The organism is Escherichia sp. WS1450, assembly GCF_046487395.1.
In the GTDB taxonomy this organism is placed as follows: domain Bacteria; phylum Pseudomonadota; class Gammaproteobacteria; order Enterobacterales; family Enterobacteriaceae; genus Escherichia; species Escherichia coli.
The window spans coordinates 18,975-40,027 of the sequence record NZ_JBJQJO010000004.1; the positions used below are offsets into that span (position 1 = coordinate 18,975).

The window sequence follows — 21,053 nt, forward strand, 5'->3', positions numbered from 1 at the left end:
TCTTCTCCCTAATCCAGCCGACGTTTGGTTTTCAGCCACGTCAGGCCGATAAACATCACCGCCGAAGCGATCAAAAACAGCACGTTCACCACCAGTACCACCGGAATATTCCCGGCGAGGAACAGGCTTTGCAGGGTGCTGACGAAATAACGTGCGGGAATAATGTACGTCACCGCGCGGATCACCGCGGGCATACTGTCGATCTGAAAAATAAAGCCGGAAAGCATAATCGACGGCAGAAAAGCCGCGTTCAGGGCGACCTGAGCGGCATTGAACTGGTTGCGGGTAATCGTGGAAATAAGCAGCCCCATCCCCAGGGTACTGAGTAAAAACAGGCTGGAGATAAAAAACAGAATCAGCAGCGACCCGCGATACGGCACGCCGAGAATAAACACCGACACCAGCATACACAGCAACATCGCCAGCATCCCGAGGAAATAGTAGGGTATGAGCTTACACAGCAGCAGTTCCGTGCGGGTAATCTCCGTAGAGAGCAGAGCCTCCATGGTGCCGCGTTCCCATTCTCGCGCCACCACCAGCGAGGTGAGAATCGCGCCGATGACCGTCATGATGATGGTCACCGCACCGGGGATAATGAAGTGCTGGCTAATCGCCGCCGGGTTAAACCAGTAGCGGGTTTGTACATCAATAAGCGGTTCAAAAGTCTGCCCGTTGTCCTCCGCTCGCTGCATTTGCCAGATCTGCCAGATCCCTTCGACATACCCCTGCACAAAGTTAGCGGTATTCGGCTCACTGCCGTCGGTGATCACCTGAATCGGTGCGGTGGCGTTGGCGCGCTCCATCTGTTCGGCGAAATCCACGGGAATAACCACCAGACCGCGAATTTTCCCCGCCTGCATTTTGGCGATCAGTTCCTGACGGTTATCGCTGATGGTGGCGTCGATGTAGGGCGAACCGGTCATAGTGTGGGTGAAATCCAGCGCCGCTTCGCTACGCTGTTCCAGTAAAATCCCGACCCGCAGCTTGCTGGAGTCGAGGTTAATGCCGTAACCAAAAATAAACAGCAGTAGCAGCGGGATCACCACCGCAATCAGCCAGCTACTCGGATCGCGAACGATCTGCCGCGTCTCTTTGACGCACAGTGCCCGCACGCGACGCCAGGACAGGATCGGATTACTCATTGCCATGCTCCTTATCCCAGTCGTGGATCAACTGAATAAAGGCTTGCTCCATGGTGGGATCGGGTTGCTCATCGTTAGCCGACTGTGCTTTCAAATCGTCCGGCGTGCCGCTGGCGATTAATTTCCCACGGTACACCAGGCCGATGCGGTCGCAATATTCCGCTTCATCCATAAAGTGGGTGGTGACCATCACCGTGACGCCTTTCTCTACCATGCTATTGATGTGCAGCCAGAATTCACGGCGGGTGAGGGGATCAACGCCGGACGTCGGTTCGTCGAGAAACAGAATGTCCGGTTCATGCATCAGCGAACATGCCAGCGCCAGCCGCTGTTTAAAACCTAATGGCAGTTCATCGGTCGCGTGTGAGGCAATACTTTTCAGGCCAAATGCCTCGCTCATACGGGAGATTTTTTCGTTCTGCGCCCGACCGCGTAAGCCATACACACCAGAGAAAAAGCGTAAATTCTGTTCGACCGTCAGGTTGCCGTAGAGCGAAAACTTTTGCGCCATATAGCCGAGATGCTGGCGCGCTTTACCGGAACTCTCTTTCAGATCCATGCCCAGCACCAGCGCCTGGCCAGAGGTCGGTACCAGCAAACCGCACATCATCTTAAAGGTGGTCGATTTACCCGCGCCGTTTGGTCCCAGCAAACCAAAAATCTCCCCGCGTTTAACGGCAAAGTTGACGTGATCGGTGGCGGCAAAATCACCAAATTTCTTGGTTAGTTCCTTCGCTTCGATCACCGTCTCGCCGGGTGTGCCTTCTACCGTATGTAATATTGCGCCCAGCGGCGATTCCGAGGTTCCGGCACCGCCCAGCAAATCAATAAACGCATCTTCAAAACGTGGCGTAGTTTCGTTGATGTTGATTTCCGGCATCCCGTCGGCATGGCGAATATCGTCTGGTGTGGTCTCTTTTTTGAGGATCAGTCGTACCGATTTCCCCTGAATCATGCCGTCGCTGACCTGCGGCAGTTTCAAGGCGCGTTGCAACAGTTTGCGGTTGCCCTCGTGCGGGCTGGTCATCAGAAAGCTGCGTCCGGCCATGGTTTGTGTCAGGGCCGTCGGTTCTCCCTGGTACAACAATTCACCTTCGTTCATCAGTAACACGTCACGGCACTGCTCGGCTTCGTCGAGATACGAGGTACTCCAGAGGATTAACATCCCTTCGCCTGCCAGCTCATGCACCATCTGCCACAGTTCGCGCCGTGAGATAGGGTCAACGCCGACGCCGGGTTCATCGAGCAGCAACACTTTCGGTTCGCCCACCAGGGTACAGGCCAGGCCAAGTTTTTGTTTCATCCCACCGGAGAGCTTGCCCGCCAGGCGTCCGGTAAACGGGCCAAGAGATGTAAACTCCAGCAGGCGAGCAAAAGTTTGCTTCCGTGCCTCGCCGGTGACGCTGCGCAAATCCGCGTACAGATTGAGGTTCTCCATCACCGTCAGATCTTCATACAGACCGAATTTCTGCGGCATATAGCCGAGCACGGCGTGCAGCGTGCCGTCGTTTTTGATTGGATCAAAGCCAATCACTGTGGCACTGCCGCTGTCGGGTTTCAGTAATCCCGCCAGCATCCGCATCAGCGTGGTTTTGCCCGCACCGTCTGGCCCTACCAGTCCCGTCACATAACCGGCATGAATGGTGCAATCGAGCGGCGCGACGGCGGGCTTGTCCATGCCCGGAAAGCGTTTTTCCAGGCCGTTCAGCGTGATAACGGCATCATTCATGTCCTGCCTCGTCACCGAATTGTACCGTCACTGGCATGCCCTGGCGTAACGCATCATCGGCGTCGGTCACCACAATACGCAGGCGATAGACGAGGTCGGTACGCAGATCCGGCGTTTCGACGGTTTTCGGGGTAAATTCAGCAGTCGGTGAAACGAAACCAATCTGCCCGTGATACGGCTTGTCCGGGCGACCATCGGTATAAAGCAACACTTTGCGCCCCGGCTGGGCCTGGTCAAGATTACGTTCATCAACATAGGCGCGTACCCACACCGGACGCGTCAGCGAGACGGTAAACACCGTGCCACCTTCATTGAGAACCGTGCCTGGCTCCACCGCGCGCGTTAACAGCGTGCCATCAGACGGGGCTATCAACGTTGAGTCCTGTAAATTCAGCTCCGCCTGCGCCAGTTGCGCCTGCGCCTGTTCGAGGCTGGCTTTTGCCTGGGCGATATCCTGTTCGCGGTTACCGGAACGGTACTGACGCAATTTATCCTGTGCCGATTTCAGCGTTGCCTGCGCCTGGTCGCGCGAGGAGCGGGCATTTTCCAGGTCATTTGCCGAAATGGTGCGGCTTTTCCACAGTCCTTGCTGGCGGTTGTAGAAGTTCTGCGCATAGTCATAGGCAGCTTGCGCCTGTTTCACCGCTGCGGCGGCCTGAGCGATTTCTTCATCGCGATACCCGGCAAGCATCAGGTCATACTGCGCCTGCGCCACCGAAACGCCCGCTTTCGCCTGCATCAGGGCAATCTCATACGGCTTGTGATCCAGTTCGCCCAGCACCTGGCCCGCTTTGATAGCATCACCTTCGTCCACCGCCAGCGATTCAACGCGCCCCCCAACACGGAAACTAAGATTCACCGTACGAATATCCACGTTGCCATACAGCGTCAGGCCGTTATCCTGGCGGCTTTGATACCACCAGTAGCCTCCGGCAACCACGGCGGCAAGTACTACTACCGCCAGTCCGATCACGACAGGTTTTTTCATCACTACAAACTCCTTTGCGATAATCCTTGCAAAATCAGGTCGATATGACAGGTCACCGTCTGGTTGATCAGTTCGGTCTTTTCTTCATCGAACGCGGTCCAGCCGGTACGTAACAGAATTGTTTCTTTGCCAAGACGAAACGCCAGAATCTCACCAATCAACGCATGGGTATGAAGGATCATGCGGGTGTCATTGGCGTCGCAGCCGGTCCAGGCGGCAATCAGGCGTGTCAGGTGGCTGTGTAGCGGACTAATCACCTGTTCGTGCACCAGGTGGTAGGCTGCCGTGGGAGAGAGCTGCTCACGGGAGATAAACTTGCTGAGGTTGACAGTGTCATCCTGGGTGAGCAGCTTAATCATGTTCCTGCAGGCGCGAAGGATCAGTTCACGGATGGCAGCCCGATCTGGCTGTGGTTGTGCGAACAAGCGTTCGGCCTCTTCGGCGTGCGGACGGAACTGCTCGCCAATAAAATCGGCAATCCACTGGGCGCAGGCGAGGTACAAATCCTCTTTCGAACCGAAGTAGTAGGTGATGGCAGCGATATTCTGCCCGGCCTGGGCGGCTATCTCGCGGGTGGTGGCGTTCATTCCATATTCACCAAACTGCGCCAGTGCGGCAGCAATCAGCTGTTTTTTCGCCTGTTCACCCTTGATTGTCATGGCAGGATTATTCATCGCACAGTCCATTCTTAATCAAATGATTGATTAAGATTATGACTCCATATGAGAGTTGTCCAGTATGGCTAAGAATTTTAGCAACGCCAGTCACAGGGATAATTTATGCGCTGCGTCACAAAAACTGCTACACTCCGCTCCCTCATGACATTGTGGTTTTTGTCATTTTCCTTTTCAGTATCTCCCTGAAAACTACACCGGTAACGGTCGGGGCGGTTCGGAGTAGTTATGTCTTTCGATTCTTTGGGTTTAAGCCCTGATATCCTGCGCGCCGTTGCCGAGCAGGGTTACCGTGAACCCACCCCTATTCAGCAGCAGGCGATCCCTGCGGTGATGGAAGGCCGCGACCTGATGGCCAGTGCCCAGACCGGCACCGGCAAAACAGCGGGCTTTACGCTGCCGCTGTTGCAACACCTGATTACTCGCCAGCCGCACGCCAAAGGGCGTCGTCCGGTACGTGCGCTCATTCTTACCCCGACCCGTGAACTGGCGGCGCAGATTGGCGAAAACGTCCGTGATTACAGCAAATACCTGAACATTCGTTCGCTGGTGGTGTTTGGCGGTGTCAGCATTAACCCGCAGATGATGAAGTTGCGCGGCGGCGTTGATGTGCTGGTGGCAACGCCGGGACGTCTGCTGGACCTGGAACATCAGAATGCGGTGAAGCTGGATCAGGTTGAAATCCTCGTCCTCGATGAAGCTGACCGCATGCTCGACATGGGCTTTATCCACGATATCCGTCGCGTGTTAACAAAACTACCTGCGAAGCGCCAGAACCTGTTGTTCTCCGCGACCTTCTCTGACGATATTAAAGCTCTGGCGGAAAAACTGTTGCACAACCCGCTGGAAATCGAAGTGGCACGCCGCAATACCGCGTCTGATCAGGTGACCCAGCATGTTCACTTTGTTGATAAGAAACGCAAACGCGAATTGTTGTCGCACATGATTGGGAAAGGGAACTGGCAGCAGGTGCTGGTGTTTACCCGTACCAAACATGGCGCTAACCATCTGGCTGAACAGCTCAATAAAGATGGCATCCGCAGTGCGGCGATCCACGGCAATAAATCGCAAGGTGCGCGTACCCGTGCGCTGGCTGATTTTAAATCGGGCGATATTCGTGTACTGGTGGCAACTGACATCGCTGCGCGCGGCCTGGATATTGAAGAGCTGCCGCACGTGGTCAACTATGAACTGCCAAACGTACCGGAAGATTATGTCCACCGTATCGGGCGTACCGGTCGTGCGGCTGCTACCGGTGAAGCGTTGTCGCTGGTGTGTGTTGATGAACACAAACTGCTGCGTGATATCGAAAAACTGCTGAAAAAAGAGATCCCGCGCATTGCGATTCCGGGCTATGAGCCGGACCCGTCAATCAAAGCCGAACCAATCCAGAACGGTCGCCAGCAACGTGGCGGCGGCGGTCGTGGGCAAGGTGGTGGTCGCGGTCAACAGCAACCACGCCGTGGAGAAGGTGGCGCAAAATCTGCAAGCGCTAAACCTGGAGAAAAACCGTCTCGTCGCCTCGGCGATGCCAAACCGGCAGGCGAACAACAACGTCGCCGCCGTCCGCGTAAACCTGCCGCTGCGCAGTAATCTTTTGATGCCGGGCTATGCCCGGCAACTGAGCCTGATGGCAAACGCAAAACTGCCTGATGCGCTACGCTTATCAGGCCTACATGAACTCTGCAATATATTGAATTTGCATGCTTTTGTAGGCCGGATAAGGCGTTTGCGCCGCATCCGGCATTTCACAACAAGCACTTGTCAGCAATTTGAGAACGCGGCAAAAAGATTTCTCTGTTTTATCGCCCATAAGTCACCCGAGATGTTACTTCTCTATAGCCAATTGTTCACGCAACTCCATTAAAAGGTAGCCCAGTCGATTCTTGCCCTTACCATTACCACCGTCTCCCCAGTAAGCATCATTTTCCGTATGCTCAACCAGTTTTGCGGACGCGGTTGCCAGCAAGAGCGCACGCAGTTCTGCATGTTGTTCGAATTTAGCGCGAAGCGCTTTTCGCATCACCTGTTCTTTGACCGACTCCCAGTTTTTACGAAGTGGCTTGGAACGATCACGCCCCATGCGAGCGGCGACCATAGGGGAAGAAACCCGACGGATCTCTTCGCGGTATTTTTCATCAAGGAATTTTTGTGCCTGGAAATAGTGTTCTGAGGTGGGCCAGGTTTTCCCGTCAACCTTAATGGGCCAGGCGGCAAAGTTAGAAAAATCACCGTAGTCATCGCCGGTGCTGTAGAAATTTATGGTGGTGTCTTGCATGACGTGTTGGATCCTTTGTGCTCGAACGGGCATTAAACCGCATTATGTTGGTGGTTATTGCGAGTCGCTTTCCAGAAACAGAAAAACCATTACCCCTGAAAACCGAAAAATGCCACAATATTGGCTGTTTATACAGTATTTCAGGTTTTCTCATGGCATTAACCGCCGCGCTTAAAGCGCAAATTGCCGCCTGGTATAAGGCGCTTCAGGAACAGATCCCCGACTTTATTCCCCGTGCGCCGCAGCGGCAGATGATTGCGGACGTCGCCAAAACGCTGGCCGGAGAAGAAGGGCGGCATCTGGCGATTGAAGCTCCCACCGGCGTTGGGAAAACGCTCTCCTATTTGATCCCCGGCATCGCCATTGCCCGCGAAGAGCAAAAAACGCTGGTGGTGAGTACCGCCAACGTGGCGTTGCAGGATCAGATTTACAGCAAAGATTTACCGCTGCTGAAAAAGATCATTCCCGATCTTAAATTCACTGCCGCTTTTGGGCGTGGGCGCTACGTTTGCCCGCGTAATCTGACGGCGCTTGCCAGTACTGAACCCACGCAACAGGATCTGCTGGCGTTTCTTGACGACGAACTGACGCCAAATAATCAGGAAGAGCAAAAACGTTGTGCGAAACTTAAGGGCGATCTCGATACTTATAAATGGGATGGTCTGCGCGATCATACGGATATTGCTATAGATGACGATCTCTGGCGTCGTTTAAGTACCGACAAAGCCAGCTGCCTCAACCGCAACTGTTATTACTATCGCGAATGCCCGTTTTTTGTCGCTCGTCGGGAGATTCAGGAAGCGGAAGTGGTGGTGGCAAACCATGCGCTGGTGATGGCGGCGATGGAAAGCGAAGCCGTATTGCCTGACCCGAAAAATTTACTGCTGGTGCTGGACGAAGGTCATCACCTGCCGGATGTGGCGCGGGATGCGCTGGAGATGAGCGCCGAAATCACCGCGCCCTGGTATCGGCTGCAACTGGACTTGTTCACGAAACTGGTCGCTACCTGTATGGAGCAGTTTCGCCCGAAGACCATCCCACCGCTGGCGATCCCCGAGCGTTTGAATGCGCATTGTGAAGAGTTGTATGAGCTTATCGCCTCGTTAAACAACATTCTCAATCTCTACATGCCTGCCGGGCAGGAGGCAGAACACCGTTTTGCGATGGGCGAACTACCTGATGAAGTGCTGGAGATCTGCCAGCGGCTGGCAAAACTCACCGAGATGCTGCGTGGTCTGGCGGAGTTATTTCTTAACGATTTAAGTGAGAAAACCGGCAGCCATGACATTGTACGTCTGCATCGGTTGATTTTGCAGATGAACCGCGCGCTGGGGATGTTCGAGGCGCAAAGCAAACTCTGGCGGCTGGCGTCTCTGGCGCAATCTTCCGGTGCGCCGGTGACCAAATGGGCGACGCGGGAAGAGCGCGAAGGGCAGCTACATCTCTGGTTTCACTGTGTGGGTATTCGTGTCAGCGATCAGCTGGAAAGGCTGCTGTGGCGCAGTATTCCGCACATTATTATCACTTCCGCGACCTTACGTTCGCTGAACAGTTTTTCGCGTTTGCAGGAGATGAGCGGGCTGAAAGAGAAAGCGGGCGACCGTTTTGTGGCGCTGGATTCCCCCTTTAACCACTGCGAACAGGGCAAAATTGTTATTCCCCGGATGCGCGTTGAGCCTTCCATCGACAACGAAGAGCAGCACATTGCTGAAATGGCAGCCTTTTTCCGTGAGCAGGTGGAGAGCAAAAAACATCTCGGTATGTTGGTACTGTTTGCCAGCGGACGGGCGATGCAGCGGTTTCTCGACTATGTGACGGATTTACGCCTGATGTTGCTGGTGCAGGGCGATCAGCCGCGTTATCGCTTAGTTGAACTGCACCGCAAACGCGTTGCCAACGGTGAGCGTAGTGTGCTGGTGGGCTTACAGTCCTTTGCCGAAGGACTTGATTTGAAAGGTGATCTGCTCAGCCAGGTGCATATCCACAAAATCGCTTTTCCGCCCATCGACAGCCCGGTGGTGATCACCGAAGGGGAATGGCTGAAAAGCCTCAACCGCTATCCGTTTGAGGTGCAAAGCCTGCCGAGTGCCTCGTTTAACCTGATTCAGCAGGTTGGGCGACTGATTCGAAGCCACGGTTGCTGGGGCGAAGTGGTGATTTACGATAAACGCTTGCTCACCAAAAACTACGGCAAGCGGCTACTGGATGCATTACCGGTATTTCCGATAGAGCAACCGGAAGTCCCTGAAGGTATAGTTAAAAAGAAAGAAAAAACGAAATCCCCACGCCGTCGGCGGCGTTAATGATGTGAGTCAGGTAAGGAGTCGTAAATGGACTATCGCAAAATCATTAAAGAGATCGGGCGCGGGAAAAACCACGCGCGCGATTTAGACCGGGATACTGCGCGCGGCCTGTATGCCCATATGCTCAATGGTGAAGTCCCTGACCTTGAGTTGGGCGGCGTATTGATTGCGCTGCGTATCAAAGGGGAAGGGGAAGCAGAGATGCTCGGCTTTTACGAAGCCATGCAAAATCACACCATCAAGCTGACGCCGCCTGCAGACAAGCCGATGCCGATTGTCATCCCCAGTTACAACGGCGCGCGTAAACAGGCCAACCTGACGCCGTTGTTGGCGATTCTCCTGCACAAACTCGGTTTTCCTGTGGTGGTTCACGGGGTTAGCGAAGATCCAACCCGCGTGCTGACAGAAACCATTTTCGAACTGATGGGTATTACGCCAACGTTGCACGGCGGGCAGGCGCAGGCGAAGCTCGACGAACATCAACCGGTGTTTATGCCTGTCGGCGCGTTTTGCCCGCCGCTGGAAAAACAACTGGCGATGCGCTGGCGGATGGGCGTGCGTAACAGTGCACATACCCTGGCGAAACTGGCGACGCCATTTGCCGAAGGTGAGGCACTGCGTCTTTCCAGCGTTTCGCATCCGGAATACATTGGACGCGTCGCGAAGTTCTTTAGCGATATCGGCGGGCGGGCGTTACTAATGCATGGTACTGAAGGTGAAGTGTATGCTAATCCGCAACGCTGCCCGCAGATCAATTTGATCGACCATGAAGGGATGCGGGTGCTGTATGAAAAACAGGACCCTGCTGGTAGTGAGTTACTGCCGCAAGCAAAAGATCCGGAAACCACGGCGCAGTGGATTGAGCGTTGCCTGGCTGGCAGCGAACCGATTCCCGAATCGCTGAAAATCCAGATGGCTTGCTGCCTGGTGGCTACGGGGGAAGCGGCAACTATCAGCGATGGCCTGGCGCGCGTTAATCAGGCATTTTAATTTTTATCTCAGCCGGATGAGCCACGTCATCCGGCTTTTACCCCACCGTAATATGAAATTCCTGCATCTTTATTGACCTTCCCGCGCCCGGCGTGCAGCATAAAAAAACAACAAACACATAACATAAACAGGAGTTAACCATGGAAAGTGGTCATCGCTTTGATGCTCAGACGTTGCACAGTTTTATTCAGGCTGTATTTCGTCAGATGGGTAGCGAGGAACAAGAAGCGAAATTAGTTGCCGATCATTTAATAGCGGCAAACCTGGCAGGGCATGATTCACATGGTATTGGCATGATCCCAAGCTATGTGCGTTCCTGGAGTCAGGGGCATCTGCGAATTAACCACCATGCCAAAATCGTTAAAGAGGCGGGGGCGGCGGTCACGCTCGATGGCGATCGCGCATTTGGTCAGGTCGCAGCACACGAAGCGATGGCGCTGGGGATTGAGAAAGCGCATCAGCACGGTATTGCTGCCGTGGCGCTACATAACTCGCATCATATCGGCCGTATCGGTTACTGGGCGGAGCAGTGTGCAGCGGCGGGGTTTGTCTCTATCCACTTTGTTAGCGTGGTCGGTATTCCAATGGTCGCGCCGTTCCACGGTCGCGACAGCCGCTTTGGCACCAATCCGTTCTGTGTGGTTTTCCCTCGTAAAGATAATTTCCCGCTGTTGCTTGATTACGCCACCAGCGCCATCGCATTTGGCAAAACCCGCGTCGCCTGGCATAAAGGCATCCCCGTGCCGCCAGGTTGCCTGATTGACGTTAACGGCGTGCCGACGACCAATCCGGCGGTAATGCAGGAGTCGCCGTTGGGTTCGCTGTTGACCTTTGCCGAACATAAAGGCTACGCCCTTGCAGCAATGTGTGAAATTCTTGGTGGGGCGCTTTCTGGCGGTAAAACGACGCATCAGGAAACGTTGCAAACCAGCCCCGATGCCATTCTTAACTGCATGACCACCATCATCATCAATCCGGAGCTGTTCGGCGCGCCGGATTGTAGCGCGCAGACCGAAGCCTTTGCCGAGTGGGTGAAAGCCTCGCCGCATGATGACGATAAGCCGATTTTGCTACCGGGCGAGTGGGAAGTTAACACGCGTCTCGAACGGCAGGAGCAGGGGATTCCATTGGATGCGGGAAGCTGGCAGGCCATTTGTGATGCGGCGCGGCAGATTGGTATGCCGGAAGAGACGTTGCAGGCTTTCTGTCAGCAGTTAGCCAGCTAAAAAAAAGCCCGTCCAGTGGCGGACGGGCAAACAAGGGTAACATAGGATCAATGAGGGTTAGAGCATATGCGTCTGTCGGCAAACAGACAGGGAAATACTTGTGCTGGACGTAGCGTAAACGCCTGATCCAGCCAACGGTTCGGATTTTGTAGGTCTGATAAGACGCGGTAGCGTCGCATCAGGCATCTGTTGCCGGATGCGGCGTAAACGCCTTATCCGTCCTACGAATTACTTATAAATTACCGCAGTACCACTTAATTTATTGGTGTTGGTGGCAGAAGTGATGCTGTATCCACTAGCACCGGCTGCCGCCGCTTTCTCAGCCAGTTTCGCTTCCAGGGCATCGAGGGTGGATGCGCCATCGGCAGAAACCACGCCGATTTTATTCATGTTCTGTGCCTGGGATGCCGTTACCGGTTCCGCGGCAAACACGCCAAATGACAAAGTTGACAGAGCCATAGCAGCAACAACAGTATTGATAGTTTTCATAATTAATCTCTCGCAGGTGATTTTTGTATAAGTGACGTTGTTTCGTCGATGTGATGAGTATCACGTTTTTTTACGAGAGATAAAATCGAAGAGAATTGACCGCCTTGTTCAAATAAATTGATTGATATCTAACATACTGATAACCCATTTATTTGTTGAACTTATGGACTTGTTTTATGCAGCGTGGCAGTCACGACAGCGTTAAAGGCACGGAATGCCACGCAAAATACAAATTATACTCGCTATACATCCCGCCAGTTGTAGTTAACGTAACTGGCTGTCTTTCGAACCTCTGCGATTATATCCTGTATAAGCTGGTTTTTGTAAATCTTTCTCCTGCTGACAATGAATGCATAAGCGCACACCAGGAATGGCTTCCCGACGGGCTTGCGGGATGGGGGCTCCGCACTCTTCACATTCATACAGGCTTTCACCACGCGGAATTTCACCCCGAGCGCGGGCAATCGCATCTTCAATTGTACTGTTGATCTGTTCGTTGACGGCGTCATCGTTAGCCCAACCGGATGCCATATCGTCCTCCCCATATCAATACTTGTACAGTTAAGTGTAGCTAATATAGGGACGAACTCGGGCAGTTCAAGCGTCAGATCTCCGACCATTCCCGCAGCAGATTATGATAAAGATTGAGCAGCGACAGGATCTCTTCACTTTCGCCGTAGCGGCTTTTCAGCGACTGAATATTGTTGTCCAGATCGAACAGCATGGCGCGCTTTTTATCATCGCGGATCATCGACTGGATCCACATAAATGATGCCACTCGTACGCCGCGGGTTACGGGCGTCACGCAATGCAGGCTGCTGGAGGGATACAACACCAGATCGCCTGCCGGAAGTTTTACCCGATGTTGCCCGAAGGTGTCATTAACGACCAGTTCGCCGCCGTCGTAGCTTTGTGGATCGCTTAAAAACAGCGTGGCAGAAAGGTCAGTGCGCATCCAGCCGTTTTGTGGGTGACTGCGTACTGCGCCATCCACATGAAAACCATAAGTTTCATTGTTCTGATAGCGATTAAACAGCGGCGTGGAAAGGGTATGCGGCAAGGCAGCGGCAAAGAACAATGCATGTTGGTTAACCGCGTTCAGCACCTCATTTTGCAGTGCGGCGTATAACGCGCTGCGGGTGTCTACCTGTTGATTGTTCTTAACTTGCGCACCTTGTGCGCCGGTGGTGACGCGTCCATCCACCCATTCGGCTTGTTCCAGTTGTTCGCGAAAACGGGCGACGTCCTTTGGCGATAGCACGCCGGGAATGTGGTACATCATACAAGTTCTCCAAAAAGTGGGGCCTGCGCCCCACATCTGAATCAGAAATGCATATTGGCCGTGAGCAAGAAGGTTCTTGGCTCGCCCGGGTGATAACGGTAGCCGCTCTTGTTGATTGAGGCGACGTAATCGGTATCAAACAGGTTGTAGACGTTTAGCTGGAAGTCGAGATTGCGATTAACCCGATACCCCAGTTTAGCGTCGGCGACCCAATAACCTTCGGTAAACGCTGGCGTTCCCACCGCGCCGTCAGAACCTTTATGCATACTGCCGATATAGCGTGCGCCCGCACCAACAGAGATATCATCGGTTGCCTGATACTGGCTCCATAAGGTAAAGGCGTGCTCCGGGGTATACGGCAGCGATGAGGAACCATCCTGGGCAACATCTTTGCCGTTTTTGATGGTTGCTTTTTGCTGGGTATAGCCGCCAATCACCTGCCACGCGGGAGTGATATTCCCGGCCACGGATATCTCATAGCCTTCGACGCGTTTCTTACCGTATTGCGAGTAAGTTCCGTCATCATTTTGCTCAACTTCATTTTCGATATCAGTACGGAACAGCGCGGCGGTGAGCAACAGGCGTTTATCCAGAACCTGCCATTTGGTGCCAATCTCGCTGGTGTTGGCTTTTTGTGGTTTAAAATCGGTGCGGTTGGCACTGTTACCGCTGCCAGACTGCGCAAGGGCGAAGTTGTTGCCGCCCGGAGGCTGCTGGGAAACGGCATAGTTAATATAGACATTGCCGTTTTCCGTCAGGTGATACAGCGCCCCGGCTTTCCAGTTCACCAGATTGCCCGACTTAGCGGTATCGACGGTGGTGACCGGAGAACCTTTTGCCATGCCAGCAGGGCAGGTGATGGCACCGCGTCCGCTGCCGCCGCAGGCGGTGGCACTGTCATATTCAGTATGATAATTATCCAGACGGATCCCGCCGTTCAGCTCAAAATCACGGGTGATTTGCAGCGTATCGAAGGCGTAAATTGCGAAGGTATCCGTCTGACCATTGGCGTTTGCGCCGTTGCGCGTCAGGCCGCCGGGATGAATGCTGCTGTCAGGATGATAAATATTTACCGCAGGTAACGTCACCGCATTAACGCCGTAGTTAGTCTGCGTTTCACGGGTAAATTCCACGCCGGTACTGACATCATGACCGATAGAACCGGTATAGAACGTCGAGGTCAGGTTGGTCTGGTTGGTGAGAATTTTATTACTCACATCTTTAGTATTCGCCGTGCGTGACCAGGTCCAGCTATTCACATCGCTGGTGGGCTGGGTAATATTCGACGCCCCGCCCATAATCGCCGTCATCAGGTAATCCTGCTTCACGCGCGACCAACGGGTAGTATTGCGAATGGTGGTGTTATCGTTGATGTCGTGCTCAAAACGCATAGTAGCGGTGTCGGTGGTCGAATCGTCGTAATCGGAATCCGTGCCGTAAAAGTTATGAGTATCAACTTTTCCGGAATGATTCAGAGCCGCTGTTCCCGCAGATGGGGCAGAATAACCCGGTAAACCGATGGTCGGAATGCCGCCGTCTGGCGTGTTGTGCTGGGTGACATGCAGATAATTAAGATACAAACGATTCGCTGTACCAAGGCCAAAAGCGACAGAAGGGGCGACGCCGTAACGCTCATTTTTGATTTTGTCGCGTCCGGCATCGTGCGTTTTTTCGCCCATCACGTTCAGGCGCACCGCAGTGGTATCACCAATGACCTGATTGACGTCCAGCGTGCCGCGGCGGAACCAGGCGCTGCCAATACTCGCGGAGGCGTCAATGCCCGAATCATTGCGCGGCTGCTTGCTGATCATATTGATCGAGCCCGTCGGTGCGCTGCGCCCGTAGTCGGTGCCGGACGGCCCTTTAATCACTTCGACCTGCTCGGTATTGAAGGTGTCGCGCGAGACGCTGCCGATATCGCGAATGCCATCGATATAAATACTGTTAGAGGTATCGGCACCGCGCATATAAATGGCGTCGCCAGTGGTGGAGTTACCGTTCTCACCCGCAAAAAACGCACCCACGCCGGGGACGTTTTTGAGCGCGTCGGTAAGGTTGGTTGCGCCCTGATCTTTAATCACTTGTTCAGAAATCACCGTCATCGTGCGGGTAGTATCCGCTACCGGACGCGAGAATTTCGGATCGGCAGATTGTTGTGGCGCATAAAGCGAAGGCGTTGATGCTTCGACAACCAGCGTGTCATCCGCGTTTGCTTGCCCTTCGGCGGCGAGTGCCTGAGCCACAGGCGTGATGCCAATACAAAGACCGGCAAAGAACGTGAGCGAATGAAATTGTCTGGCAGGGAAATTGCGATTGTTTTCCATTTTGCAGGTGACTTTTTCTTATATGTTGAAATTTTCACTGCCACGAGAAAGCCTCTCTGCGGATGCGATGCCACTGTTAATCTCGTGATAGCGTTCGTGCAAGTGATAATAATTTTGATAAGCATTATCACTTGGCGCGATTTTCTATCACCCATTGCGCGAAAAAGAAATACATTTATTTACATTGCGTTCATATTTGATGTTTTTTGATTACAAAACAGGCGAAAACTGCATCCAGAGGCGAATGCAGTTACGTTGGTGGGGTTATTTGTAGATGGTTGCAGTACCGAACATCTGGTCATTTCCGCCCGCGGAATTAATGACATAACCTTTCGCGCCTTGCTCGCGCGCTTTTTCTGCCAGTTTATCCTCCAGATCGCTTAGGTTTGATGCGCCAGTTGCCGAAACGGTACCGGCGGGCCGTAGCTGACCGCTGTCCAGGTTACTCATCGGTTGCGCGGCATAAGCCGTGAGAGAGATTCCGCTCAGGACGGTGGCAATCAGTAGTGTGAGGCACTTTTTCATAATGACATCCTCATAAATACAACGGGTAGTGCCTGATAAGTGTAGGTCGCCTGGGCGATGAAAATGACGCAAAAAATTGACAGAGATGCGCTTGTTTTTTGAACGATATATTTTTACAAAACAAGACAAATCAATGACATGCATAATGATGATTTTTATGATGAATTGCCATAAACCATAGCCATGTGAAGGTTTATAGAAATGATAAACGCAGCCAGATATTTACCCTGTCGCGTTATGCGGGTATCTTACGCCGCTGCTTAAAGGAGAATGCTATGTCCGCCCAGAAACCGGGGTTGCATCCGCGCAACCGTCATCACAGCCGCTACGATCTCGCCACGCTTTGTCAGGTCAATCCTGAACTCAGGCAATTCCTCACGCTTACACCCGCCGGGGAGCAAAGCGTAGACTTTGCCAATCCGCTGGCGGTGAAGGCGCTCAATAAGGCGTTGCTGGCCCATTTTTACGCCGTAGCGAACTGGGATATCCCCGACGGTTTTCTCTGCCCACCAGTACCGGGCCGGGCGGATTATATTCATCACCTTGCCGATTTACTGGCAGAAGCAACAGGATCAATTCCAGCGAATGCCAGCATTCTGGATATCGGTGTTGGTGCGAACTGTATTTACCCGCTGATTGGCGTACATGAATATGGCTGGCGTTTTACCGGTAGTGAAACCAGCAGCCAGGCGTTAAGCAGTGCGCAGGCGATCATCAGTGCTAATCCGGGGCTTAACCGCGCCATTCGTCTGCGTCGGCAAAAAGAGAGTGGGGCGATTTTTAACGGCATCATCCATAAAAACGAGCAATACGACGCGACCTTGTGTAACCCGCCATTCCACGATTCCGCCGCTGCGGCACGGGCAGGTAGTGAACGTAAACGCCGTAACTTGGGGCTGAACAAAGACGATGTACTGAACTTTGGTGGTCAGCAACAGGAGTTGTGGTGTGAAGGCGGTGAAGTCGCTTTTATCAAAAAGATGATTGAAGAGAGCAAAGGCTTCGCGAAGCAGGTGATGTGGTTTACCTCACTGGTATCTCGTGGTGAAAACTTACCGCCATTGTATCGTGCCCTGACGGACGTTGGCGCGGTGAAGGTGGTTAAAAAAGAGATGGCCCAGGGGCAAAAGCAGAGTCGCTTTATTGCCTGGACCTTTATGAACGACGAGCAGCGCCGCCGTTTTGTCAATCGCCAACGTTAAAGCGTTGGCTCCCCCGGCGGCAGCGGTTCAGCCGGGGCCGCGCCCGGAGCAGGCAGCACCTGATAAGTCTGTACCGGCGCGCGAACACCCGCCAGGTCGAAATGTTTTTTCACCTGGCTGTCGAGGGCAAAGCGGACCGTCCACTGTTTGAGTGGCAGCGTGGTGAACGAAACACGCAGTGTAAATGCGGTATTGCTTAAGCCGACAATCCCGGCAAAGTTCGGTTCACCGATAATCAACCCGCGAATTTCTTCGTTTTCCATCAATTCAGCTACCGCATCTTTCAGTGCCTGATTGGCTTTATCAGCATCTTCATGGCGATCAACATCGTAATTTGCCACCACCGAACCAATGCCGCGGACGAAGTTAGCAAAGGTGGTTATCGAAGACCACGGAATGATGTGATACGCCCCGGTATCCTGACGCACGCCCACGGAGCGAATCGACATCCGTTCCACTGTGCCGGTCAACGGCCCGATAGTCACCAAATCTCCAGTGTTCATGCCGTTTTCAAACTGAATAAATACGCCGGTGATAATATCTTTCACCAGCGTTTGCGAACCAAAAGAGATAGCCAGCCCCAATGCACCGGCACCTGCCAGCAATGGTGCGATATTGACGCCGATTTCCGACAACACAATCATGATGGTGATGGTACTGATAATCACCGCCAGCGCGTTACGGAACAGCGTCAGCAGGGTACGCGTACGGGCGCTGGGTAGCGGGCGGCCATGAATATCCGAAGCCAGCCGGTTTTCGATCAAACTGGCGAGCACCGTCCAGCCAACCGCCGAGAAGAAAAGAATGAGTGCGATACGTATCAGGATATCTACGGTTTTCTGCCCCGCACCGTTTTGCAGCCAGTTCCAGAAATCGAACAATCCCCATGCGCTCAACAGCAACATTACCGCCACGCAGACGGTCAGAATACGCGCCGTTTTCAGCGCCGCCGACAGCCAGCCATTCAACCGTTTTTGCAGCTCCGGATAGTTACGCTGAGTATGTGGCGAGAGAGTGATGGTTTTCGCCAGCCAGCGGGAAAACATACCGGAAACAAATGCTGCGATACCAATAATCGCCAGGCTGCGCACCGTTGCACCCATCATAAATTTCAGGCTGTTGCCCGGATCGAACAACGAAAAGAAAAACAGCACGATAAAATAGGCGCTTGCCAGCCAGTGCCACACCAGCGCAAAGGCGCGGATAAACAGGCTGAAAAAGGCCAGCGAATGCTCCGCGAAGTTGAGCAAATGCTGGGTAATCTCTTTTTTATTACGAAAGATCAGGTACAACGCCCAGACCGTCATGCACAGCATAATGATGACGTTCGCCAGCGCACCTATCTGTACATTCACCTGATTAGAGATAATCGGCACGGCCACAATCAGGCCATAGCCAATCAGGCTGCTTAACCAGCTCAGGCGACGACTCCAGTAACGGGCGCTCTCGTCCTGAATCGTGAACGGGCGCAGCTCCGCCACGTTTGGGCAAAAAATCAGGCGTAGTACAGCTTTGAAAAATTCAATCAGGGCAAAGGCGTTGAGAAACAAACTTTGTTGGAAAGCGATGGTGCGACTGCCCGCATTCAGGTTGTCGCTTAAAACCTGACCGACAAATAATGTCAGTGCCAGTAACAGCAGGTCGATAATAAACGCCCCGATAATCATCGCCGGAAGCTGCAACCAGTTACTGCGCTCACGATTTTTTTGCCGCGCCCACTGGCCCATTTTGCGATACAGCGGAAGTGCGCACAGGCGAATCAGCCAGTAAAAACCAAACACTAATACCGCTAACATTGAAAAATGGGTCAGCGCATTGCTGAAGGTTTGTGGATTAAACGGCTTATGCGGGGAGCCGGTGATATTGCGATAAAGTTGCCCGAAGCGGGCGGAAAGGGCTTCACCATAATGGCGGCTGACTTCGGTGACCTTTTGCAGCACGGTTTGCTCTTCAACCAGCGTCGGCGGCACGATCTTTGGTACCGGTTCCGCAGGGGGCGTAGCGGCGACGGTGCGCAACTGGTCGATCAATTCTTTACGCGAGGTGTCATTATCCAGCACATCCGCCAGTGCGCCATAGGCCGCTTTTTTTTGTTCGATATCCGGTTCCGGGGCCGGTTCAGTCGTTGAGTCCGTTGTCGTTGTGGTTGTAACGCCGGGTATGGATACCGCGTGGGCAGGTGCGCCCAGCAGGCAGAAGAGGATGAACAGGATCCACCGCATGACTCCTCCAGTGAGAAAACAGAGCAAAAAGATAAGTATAGATGCTGGGGGAGGGGCGATTTTAAATGAGAGGAATCTGGTGTGCCTCCCTTTCGGGGGAAAGGGAGGAAGGGATATTAAGCAGGTTGCTGACAACGTGCGGGCTTTTTTGCCGGATGCGGCGTGAACGCCTTATCCGTCCTACAAGTTCATGCAATTTTAATAAGTTGCCAGATATCCTGTAGGCCTGATAAGCGTAGCGCATCAGGCAATGTGTCTTATTAAGAGACGTGCTGCAAAAATTCCTGCAAGCGCTGGCTCGGCGGGTTCTTGATCAACACCTGCGGATCGCCATCTTCCGCAATCCGGCCTTTGTCGATAAAGATAAGGCGCGAAGCTACTTTCTCGGCAAAACCGATTTCGTGGGTCACGATCACCATCGTCATCCCTTCTTCAGCCAGATCCTGCATAACCTTCAGCACTTCATGGCGCAGTTCCGGGTCAAGAGCGGAAGTCGGTTCATCAAACAGCATCATTTTCGGCTTCACCGCCAGCGCGCGGGCGATGGCCACACGCTGCTGTTGACCACCAGAAAGTTCGGAAGGGTAGTGATGTGCACGTTCTGCCAGACCGACTTTCGCCAGCAGCTCACGCGCCAGTTTTTCCGCCTCTTCTTTGTTCGCGCCACGCACGCGTAGCGGACCAAACATCACGTTTTCCAGCGCCGTCAGATGCGGGAAGAGGTAAAACTGCTGGAACACCATACCCGCTTCCTGGCGAATCAGGCGCTCGTCAACTTTCGGATCGTTAACCTTCAGGCCATCGACAATCAGATCGCCGGAGGTGATTTCTTCCAGTTTGTTGATGCAGCGCAGCAGGGTCGATTTACCGGAACCGGACGGCCCGATAATCACCACGACTTCGCCCTGAGCAATGTTCAAATCGATATTGTGCAGCACCTGGGTTGGACCAAAATGCTTGGAGACGTTTTTAAATTCAATCACAGGATTTTCATCCTTCTTTCCAGACGACGCAGAATAAAGCTCAGCACCAGGGTAATAATCAGATAGAACACCGCCACGGCGCTCCAGATCTCAAGGGCGCGGAAGTTACCGGCAATAATTTCTTGCCCCTGACGGGTCAGTTCCGCCACGCCGATCACAATAAACAGCGAGGTGTCTTTAATGCTGATGATCCACTGGTTACCCAGCGGCGGCAGCATACGACGCAGTGCCAGCGGTAAAATGACGTAGCGAATGGTTTCCCAACGTGAAAGACCGAGCGCCAGTCCTGCTTCACGAAAACCTTTGTGAATAGACAGCACCGCACCACGCGTGATTTCCGCAATGTACGCGCCGGAGTTGATCATGATGGTGACCACCGCCGCAGTAAACGGGTCGATGCGTAAGTCGTTAAACGCCATCGGCAGGGCGAAATAGATAAACATCACCTGGACGACGATAGGTGTGCCGCGGATCACTTCAATAAAGACCAGCGCGACGTGGTTGGCTATCCAACCACCGAAGGTGCGTGCAAAACCTGCCAGCAATCCGATCACCAGGCCGCCAGCCAGACCGAGGACCGAGATCCACAGGGTCATTTTGGCACCTTCAATCAGAAGCGGAATGGCAGGCCAGATGGCACTCCAGTCAAACTGCATATGTTGTTCCTGTTACCGTGGTGTAAATAATCAAATTCAG

The 21,053-nt window shown here is 53.3% G+C and carries 20 protein-coding genes; 6 read left to right on the forward strand and 14 right to left on the reverse strand.

The window, feature by feature from the left end; all coding sequences use genetic code 11:
- Positions 1-8: 8 nt before the first annotated feature.
- Genes ACJHYR_RS05985 through cecR form a run of 4 tightly spaced genes read right to left on the reverse strand, consistent with a single transcriptional unit; the run spans position 9 to position 4,533 of the window.
- A complete protein-coding gene (locus tag ACJHYR_RS05985) occupies positions 9-1,142 on the reverse strand; it encodes an ABC transporter permease (protein ID WP_000070131.1) in 1,134 nt (377 codons plus the stop codon).
- Positions 1,135-2,871, reverse strand: coding sequence for an ATP-binding cassette domain-containing protein (locus ACJHYR_RS05990; RefSeq protein WP_072837463.1), 1,737 nt, complete (start codon positions 2,869-2,871; stop codon positions 1,135-1,137). Before ACJHYR_RS05990 ends, ACJHYR_RS05985 begins: the two co-directional genes overlap by 8 nt.
- A complete protein-coding gene (gene hlyD / locus ACJHYR_RS05995) occupies positions 2,864-3,859 on the reverse strand; it encodes a secretion protein HlyD (protein WP_000743444.1) in 996 nt (331 codons plus the stop codon). Before hlyD ends, ACJHYR_RS05990 begins: the two co-directional genes overlap by 8 nt.
- A gap of 2 nt (positions 3,860-3,861) precedes the next feature.
- Positions 3,862-4,533: a DNA-binding transcriptional regulator CecR gene (cecR, locus tag ACJHYR_RS06000; RefSeq protein WP_001296991.1), complete on the reverse strand. Its 672-nt coding sequence runs from the start codon at positions 4,531-4,533 to the stop codon at positions 3,862-3,864.
- Positions 4,534-4,761: 228 nt separating this feature from the next.
- Here cecR and rhlE point away from each other — a divergent pair, with 228 nt between their 5' ends.
- Positions 4,762-6,126: an ATP-dependent RNA helicase RhlE gene (gene rhlE / locus ACJHYR_RS06005; protein WP_000007147.1), complete on the forward strand. Its 1,365-nt coding sequence runs from the start codon at positions 4,762-4,764 to the stop codon at positions 6,124-6,126.
- A gap of 79 nt (positions 6,127-6,205) precedes the next feature.
- On the opposite strand, the gene ACJHYR_RS06010 is transcribed toward rhlE, so the two are convergent.
- Both ACJHYR_RS06010 and ybiA read right to left on the reverse strand, forming a co-directional pair.
- Positions 6,206-6,346 (reverse strand): hypothetical protein, encoded by a 141-nt coding sequence (locus tag ACJHYR_RS06010; RefSeq protein WP_000502599.1) that lies wholly within the window; start codon positions 6,344-6,346, stop codon positions 6,206-6,208.
- 15 nt (positions 6,347-6,361) lie between these two features.
- Positions 6,362-6,844, reverse strand: coding sequence for an N-glycosidase YbiA (gene ybiA / locus ACJHYR_RS06015; RefSeq protein ID WP_001145139.1), 483 nt, complete (start codon positions 6,842-6,844; stop codon positions 6,362-6,364).
- Positions 6,845-6,963: 119 nt separating this feature from the next.
- Here ybiA and dinG point away from each other — a divergent pair, with 119 nt between their 5' ends.
- The 4 genes from dinG (at position 6,964) to ybiE (ending at position 11,456) form a co-directional block, all read left to right on the forward strand.
- Positions 6,964-9,114 (forward strand): ATP-dependent DNA helicase DinG, encoded by a 2,151-nt coding sequence (gene dinG, locus ACJHYR_RS06020; RefSeq protein ID WP_014639112.1) that lies wholly within the window; start codon positions 6,964-6,966, stop codon positions 9,112-9,114.
- Positions 9,115-9,141: 27 nt separating this feature from the next.
- On the forward strand, positions 9,142-10,104 hold the full coding sequence (gene ybiB / locus ACJHYR_RS06025; RefSeq protein WP_000386513.1) for a DNA-binding protein YbiB: 963 nt from the start codon (positions 9,142-9,144) through the stop codon (positions 10,102-10,104).
- A gap of 140 nt (positions 10,105-10,244) precedes the next feature.
- The gene (gene hcxB, locus ACJHYR_RS06030) at positions 10,245-11,330 is read left to right on the forward strand and encodes a hydroxycarboxylate dehydrogenase HcXB (protein WP_000443544.1); all 1,086 of its coding nucleotides are present in this window, start codon (positions 10,245-10,247) and stop codon (positions 11,328-11,330) included.
- Positions 11,331-11,396: 66 nt separating this feature from the next.
- On the forward strand, positions 11,397-11,456 hold the full coding sequence (ybiE, locus tag ACJHYR_RS06035; protein ID WP_211180490.1) for a protein YbiE: 60 nt from the start codon (positions 11,397-11,399) through the stop codon (positions 11,454-11,456).
- A gap of 102 nt (positions 11,457-11,558) precedes the next feature.
- On the opposite strand, the gene ybiJ is transcribed toward ybiE, so the two are convergent.
- The 5 genes from ybiJ to mcbA form a co-directional block, all read right to left on the reverse strand.
- Positions 11,559-11,819 (reverse strand): DUF1471 family protein YbiJ, encoded by a 261-nt coding sequence (gene ybiJ, locus ACJHYR_RS06040; protein ID WP_000849302.1) that lies wholly within the window; start codon positions 11,817-11,819, stop codon positions 11,559-11,561.
- A gap of 264 nt (positions 11,820-12,083) precedes the next feature.
- Positions 12,084-12,350, reverse strand: coding sequence for a C4-type zinc finger protein YbiI (gene ybiI / locus ACJHYR_RS06045; RefSeq protein WP_000146357.1), 267 nt, complete (start codon positions 12,348-12,350; stop codon positions 12,084-12,086).
- 73 nt (positions 12,351-12,423) lie between these two features.
- Complete coding sequence (gene ybiX, locus ACJHYR_RS06050; RefSeq protein ID WP_000990140.1) at positions 12,424-13,101, reverse strand: PKHD-type hydroxylase YbiX; 678 nt, start codon at positions 13,099-13,101, stop codon at positions 12,424-12,426.
- A 41-nt stretch (positions 13,102-13,142) separates the two neighbouring features.
- Positions 13,143-15,425: a catecholate siderophore receptor Fiu gene (locus tag ACJHYR_RS06055; RefSeq protein ID WP_247142069.1), complete on the reverse strand. Its 2,283-nt coding sequence runs from the start codon at positions 15,423-15,425 to the stop codon at positions 13,143-13,145.
- Between the two features lie 264 nt (positions 15,426-15,689).
- Positions 15,690-15,950 carry a DUF1471 family periplasmic protein McbA gene (gene mcbA, locus ACJHYR_RS06060; RefSeq protein ID WP_000710619.1) on the reverse strand — a complete coding sequence of 87 codons (261 nt, stop codon included), beginning with the start codon at positions 15,948-15,950 and terminating at the stop codon, positions 15,690-15,692.
- 275 nt (positions 15,951-16,225) lie between these two features.
- Between mcbA and rlmF the strand changes: the two genes are divergently transcribed.
- Complete coding sequence (gene rlmF, locus ACJHYR_RS06065) at positions 16,226-17,152, forward strand: 23S rRNA (adenine(1618)-N(6))-methyltransferase RlmF (protein WP_001305954.1); 927 nt, start codon at positions 16,226-16,228, stop codon at positions 17,150-17,152.
- Here the strand turns inward: rlmF and ybiO are convergent.
- The 3 genes from ybiO to glnP form a co-directional block, all read right to left on the reverse strand.
- On the reverse strand, positions 17,149-19,374 hold the full coding sequence (ybiO, locus tag ACJHYR_RS06070; protein ID WP_001267249.1) for a mechanosensitive channel protein: 2,226 nt from the start codon (positions 19,372-19,374) through the stop codon (positions 17,149-17,151). The genes rlmF and ybiO overlap by 4 nt on opposite strands.
- A gap of 260 nt (positions 19,375-19,634) precedes the next feature.
- Positions 19,635-20,357 (reverse strand): glutamine ABC transporter ATP-binding protein GlnQ, encoded by a 723-nt coding sequence (gene glnQ, locus ACJHYR_RS06075; RefSeq protein WP_000569080.1) that lies wholly within the window; start codon positions 20,355-20,357, stop codon positions 19,635-19,637.
- Complete coding sequence (gene glnP / locus ACJHYR_RS06080) at positions 20,354-21,013, reverse strand: glutamine ABC transporter permease GlnP (protein ID WP_001159065.1); 660 nt, start codon at positions 21,011-21,013, stop codon at positions 20,354-20,356. Before glnP ends, glnQ begins: the two co-directional genes overlap by 4 nt.
- Positions 21,014-21,053 lie beyond the last annotated feature (40 nt).

Coding starts and splice junctions, on each gene's coding strand:
- ACJHYR_RS06055 (WP_247142069.1), bottom strand. CDS start 15,425: ATGGAAAACAATCGCAATTTCCCTGCCAGACAATTTCATTCGCTCACG.
- ACJHYR_RS05990 (WP_072837463.1), bottom strand. CDS start 2,871: ATGAATGATGCCGTTATCACGCTGAACGGCCTGGAAAAACGCTTTCCG.
- rlmF (WP_001305954.1), top strand. CDS start 16,226: ATGTCCGCCCAGAAACCGGGGTTGCATCCGCGCAACCGTCATCACAGC.
- ybiX (WP_000990140.1), bottom strand. CDS start 13,101: ATGATGTACCACATTCCCGGCGTGCTATCGCCAAAGGACGTCGCCCGT.
- hcxB (WP_000443544.1), top strand. CDS start 10,245: ATGGAAAGTGGTCATCGCTTTGATGCTCAGACGTTGCACAGTTTTATT.
- ybiO (WP_001267249.1), bottom strand. CDS start 19,374: ATGCGGTGGATCCTGTTCATCCTCTTCTGCCTGCTGGGCGCACCTGCC.
- ACJHYR_RS06010 (WP_000502599.1), bottom strand. CDS start 6,346: ATGGGCGATAAAACAGAGAAATCTTTTTGCCGCGTTCTCAAATTGCTG.
- mcbA (WP_000710619.1), bottom strand. CDS start 15,950: ATGAAAAAGTGCCTCACACTACTGATTGCCACCGTCCTGAGCGGAATC.
- glnP (WP_001159065.1), bottom strand. CDS start 21,013: ATGCAGTTTGACTGGAGTGCCATCTGGCCTGCCATTCCGCTTCTGATT.
- ybiJ (WP_000849302.1), bottom strand. CDS start 11,819: ATGAAAACTATCAATACTGTTGTTGCTGCTATGGCTCTGTCAACTTTG.
- cecR (WP_001296991.1), bottom strand. CDS start 4,533: ATGAATAATCCTGCCATGACAATCAAGGGTGAACAGGCGAAAAAACAG.
- ybiB (WP_000386513.1), top strand. CDS start 9,142: ATGGACTATCGCAAAATCATTAAAGAGATCGGGCGCGGGAAAAACCAC.
- dinG (WP_014639112.1), top strand. CDS start 6,964: ATGGCATTAACCGCCGCGCTTAAAGCGCAAATTGCCGCCTGGTATAAG.
- ybiI (WP_000146357.1), bottom strand. CDS start 12,350: ATGGCATCCGGTTGGGCTAACGATGACGCCGTCAACGAACAGATCAAC.
- rhlE (WP_000007147.1), top strand. CDS start 4,762: ATGTCTTTCGATTCTTTGGGTTTAAGCCCTGATATCCTGCGCGCCGTT.
- ACJHYR_RS05985 (WP_000070131.1), bottom strand. CDS start 1,142: ATGAGTAATCCGATCCTGTCCTGGCGTCGCGTGCGGGCACTGTGCGTC.
- hlyD (WP_000743444.1), bottom strand. CDS start 3,859: ATGAAAAAACCTGTCGTGATCGGACTGGCGGTAGTAGTACTTGCCGCC.
- ybiA (WP_001145139.1), bottom strand. CDS start 6,844: ATGCCCGTTCGAGCACAAAGGATCCAACACGTCATGCAAGACACCACC.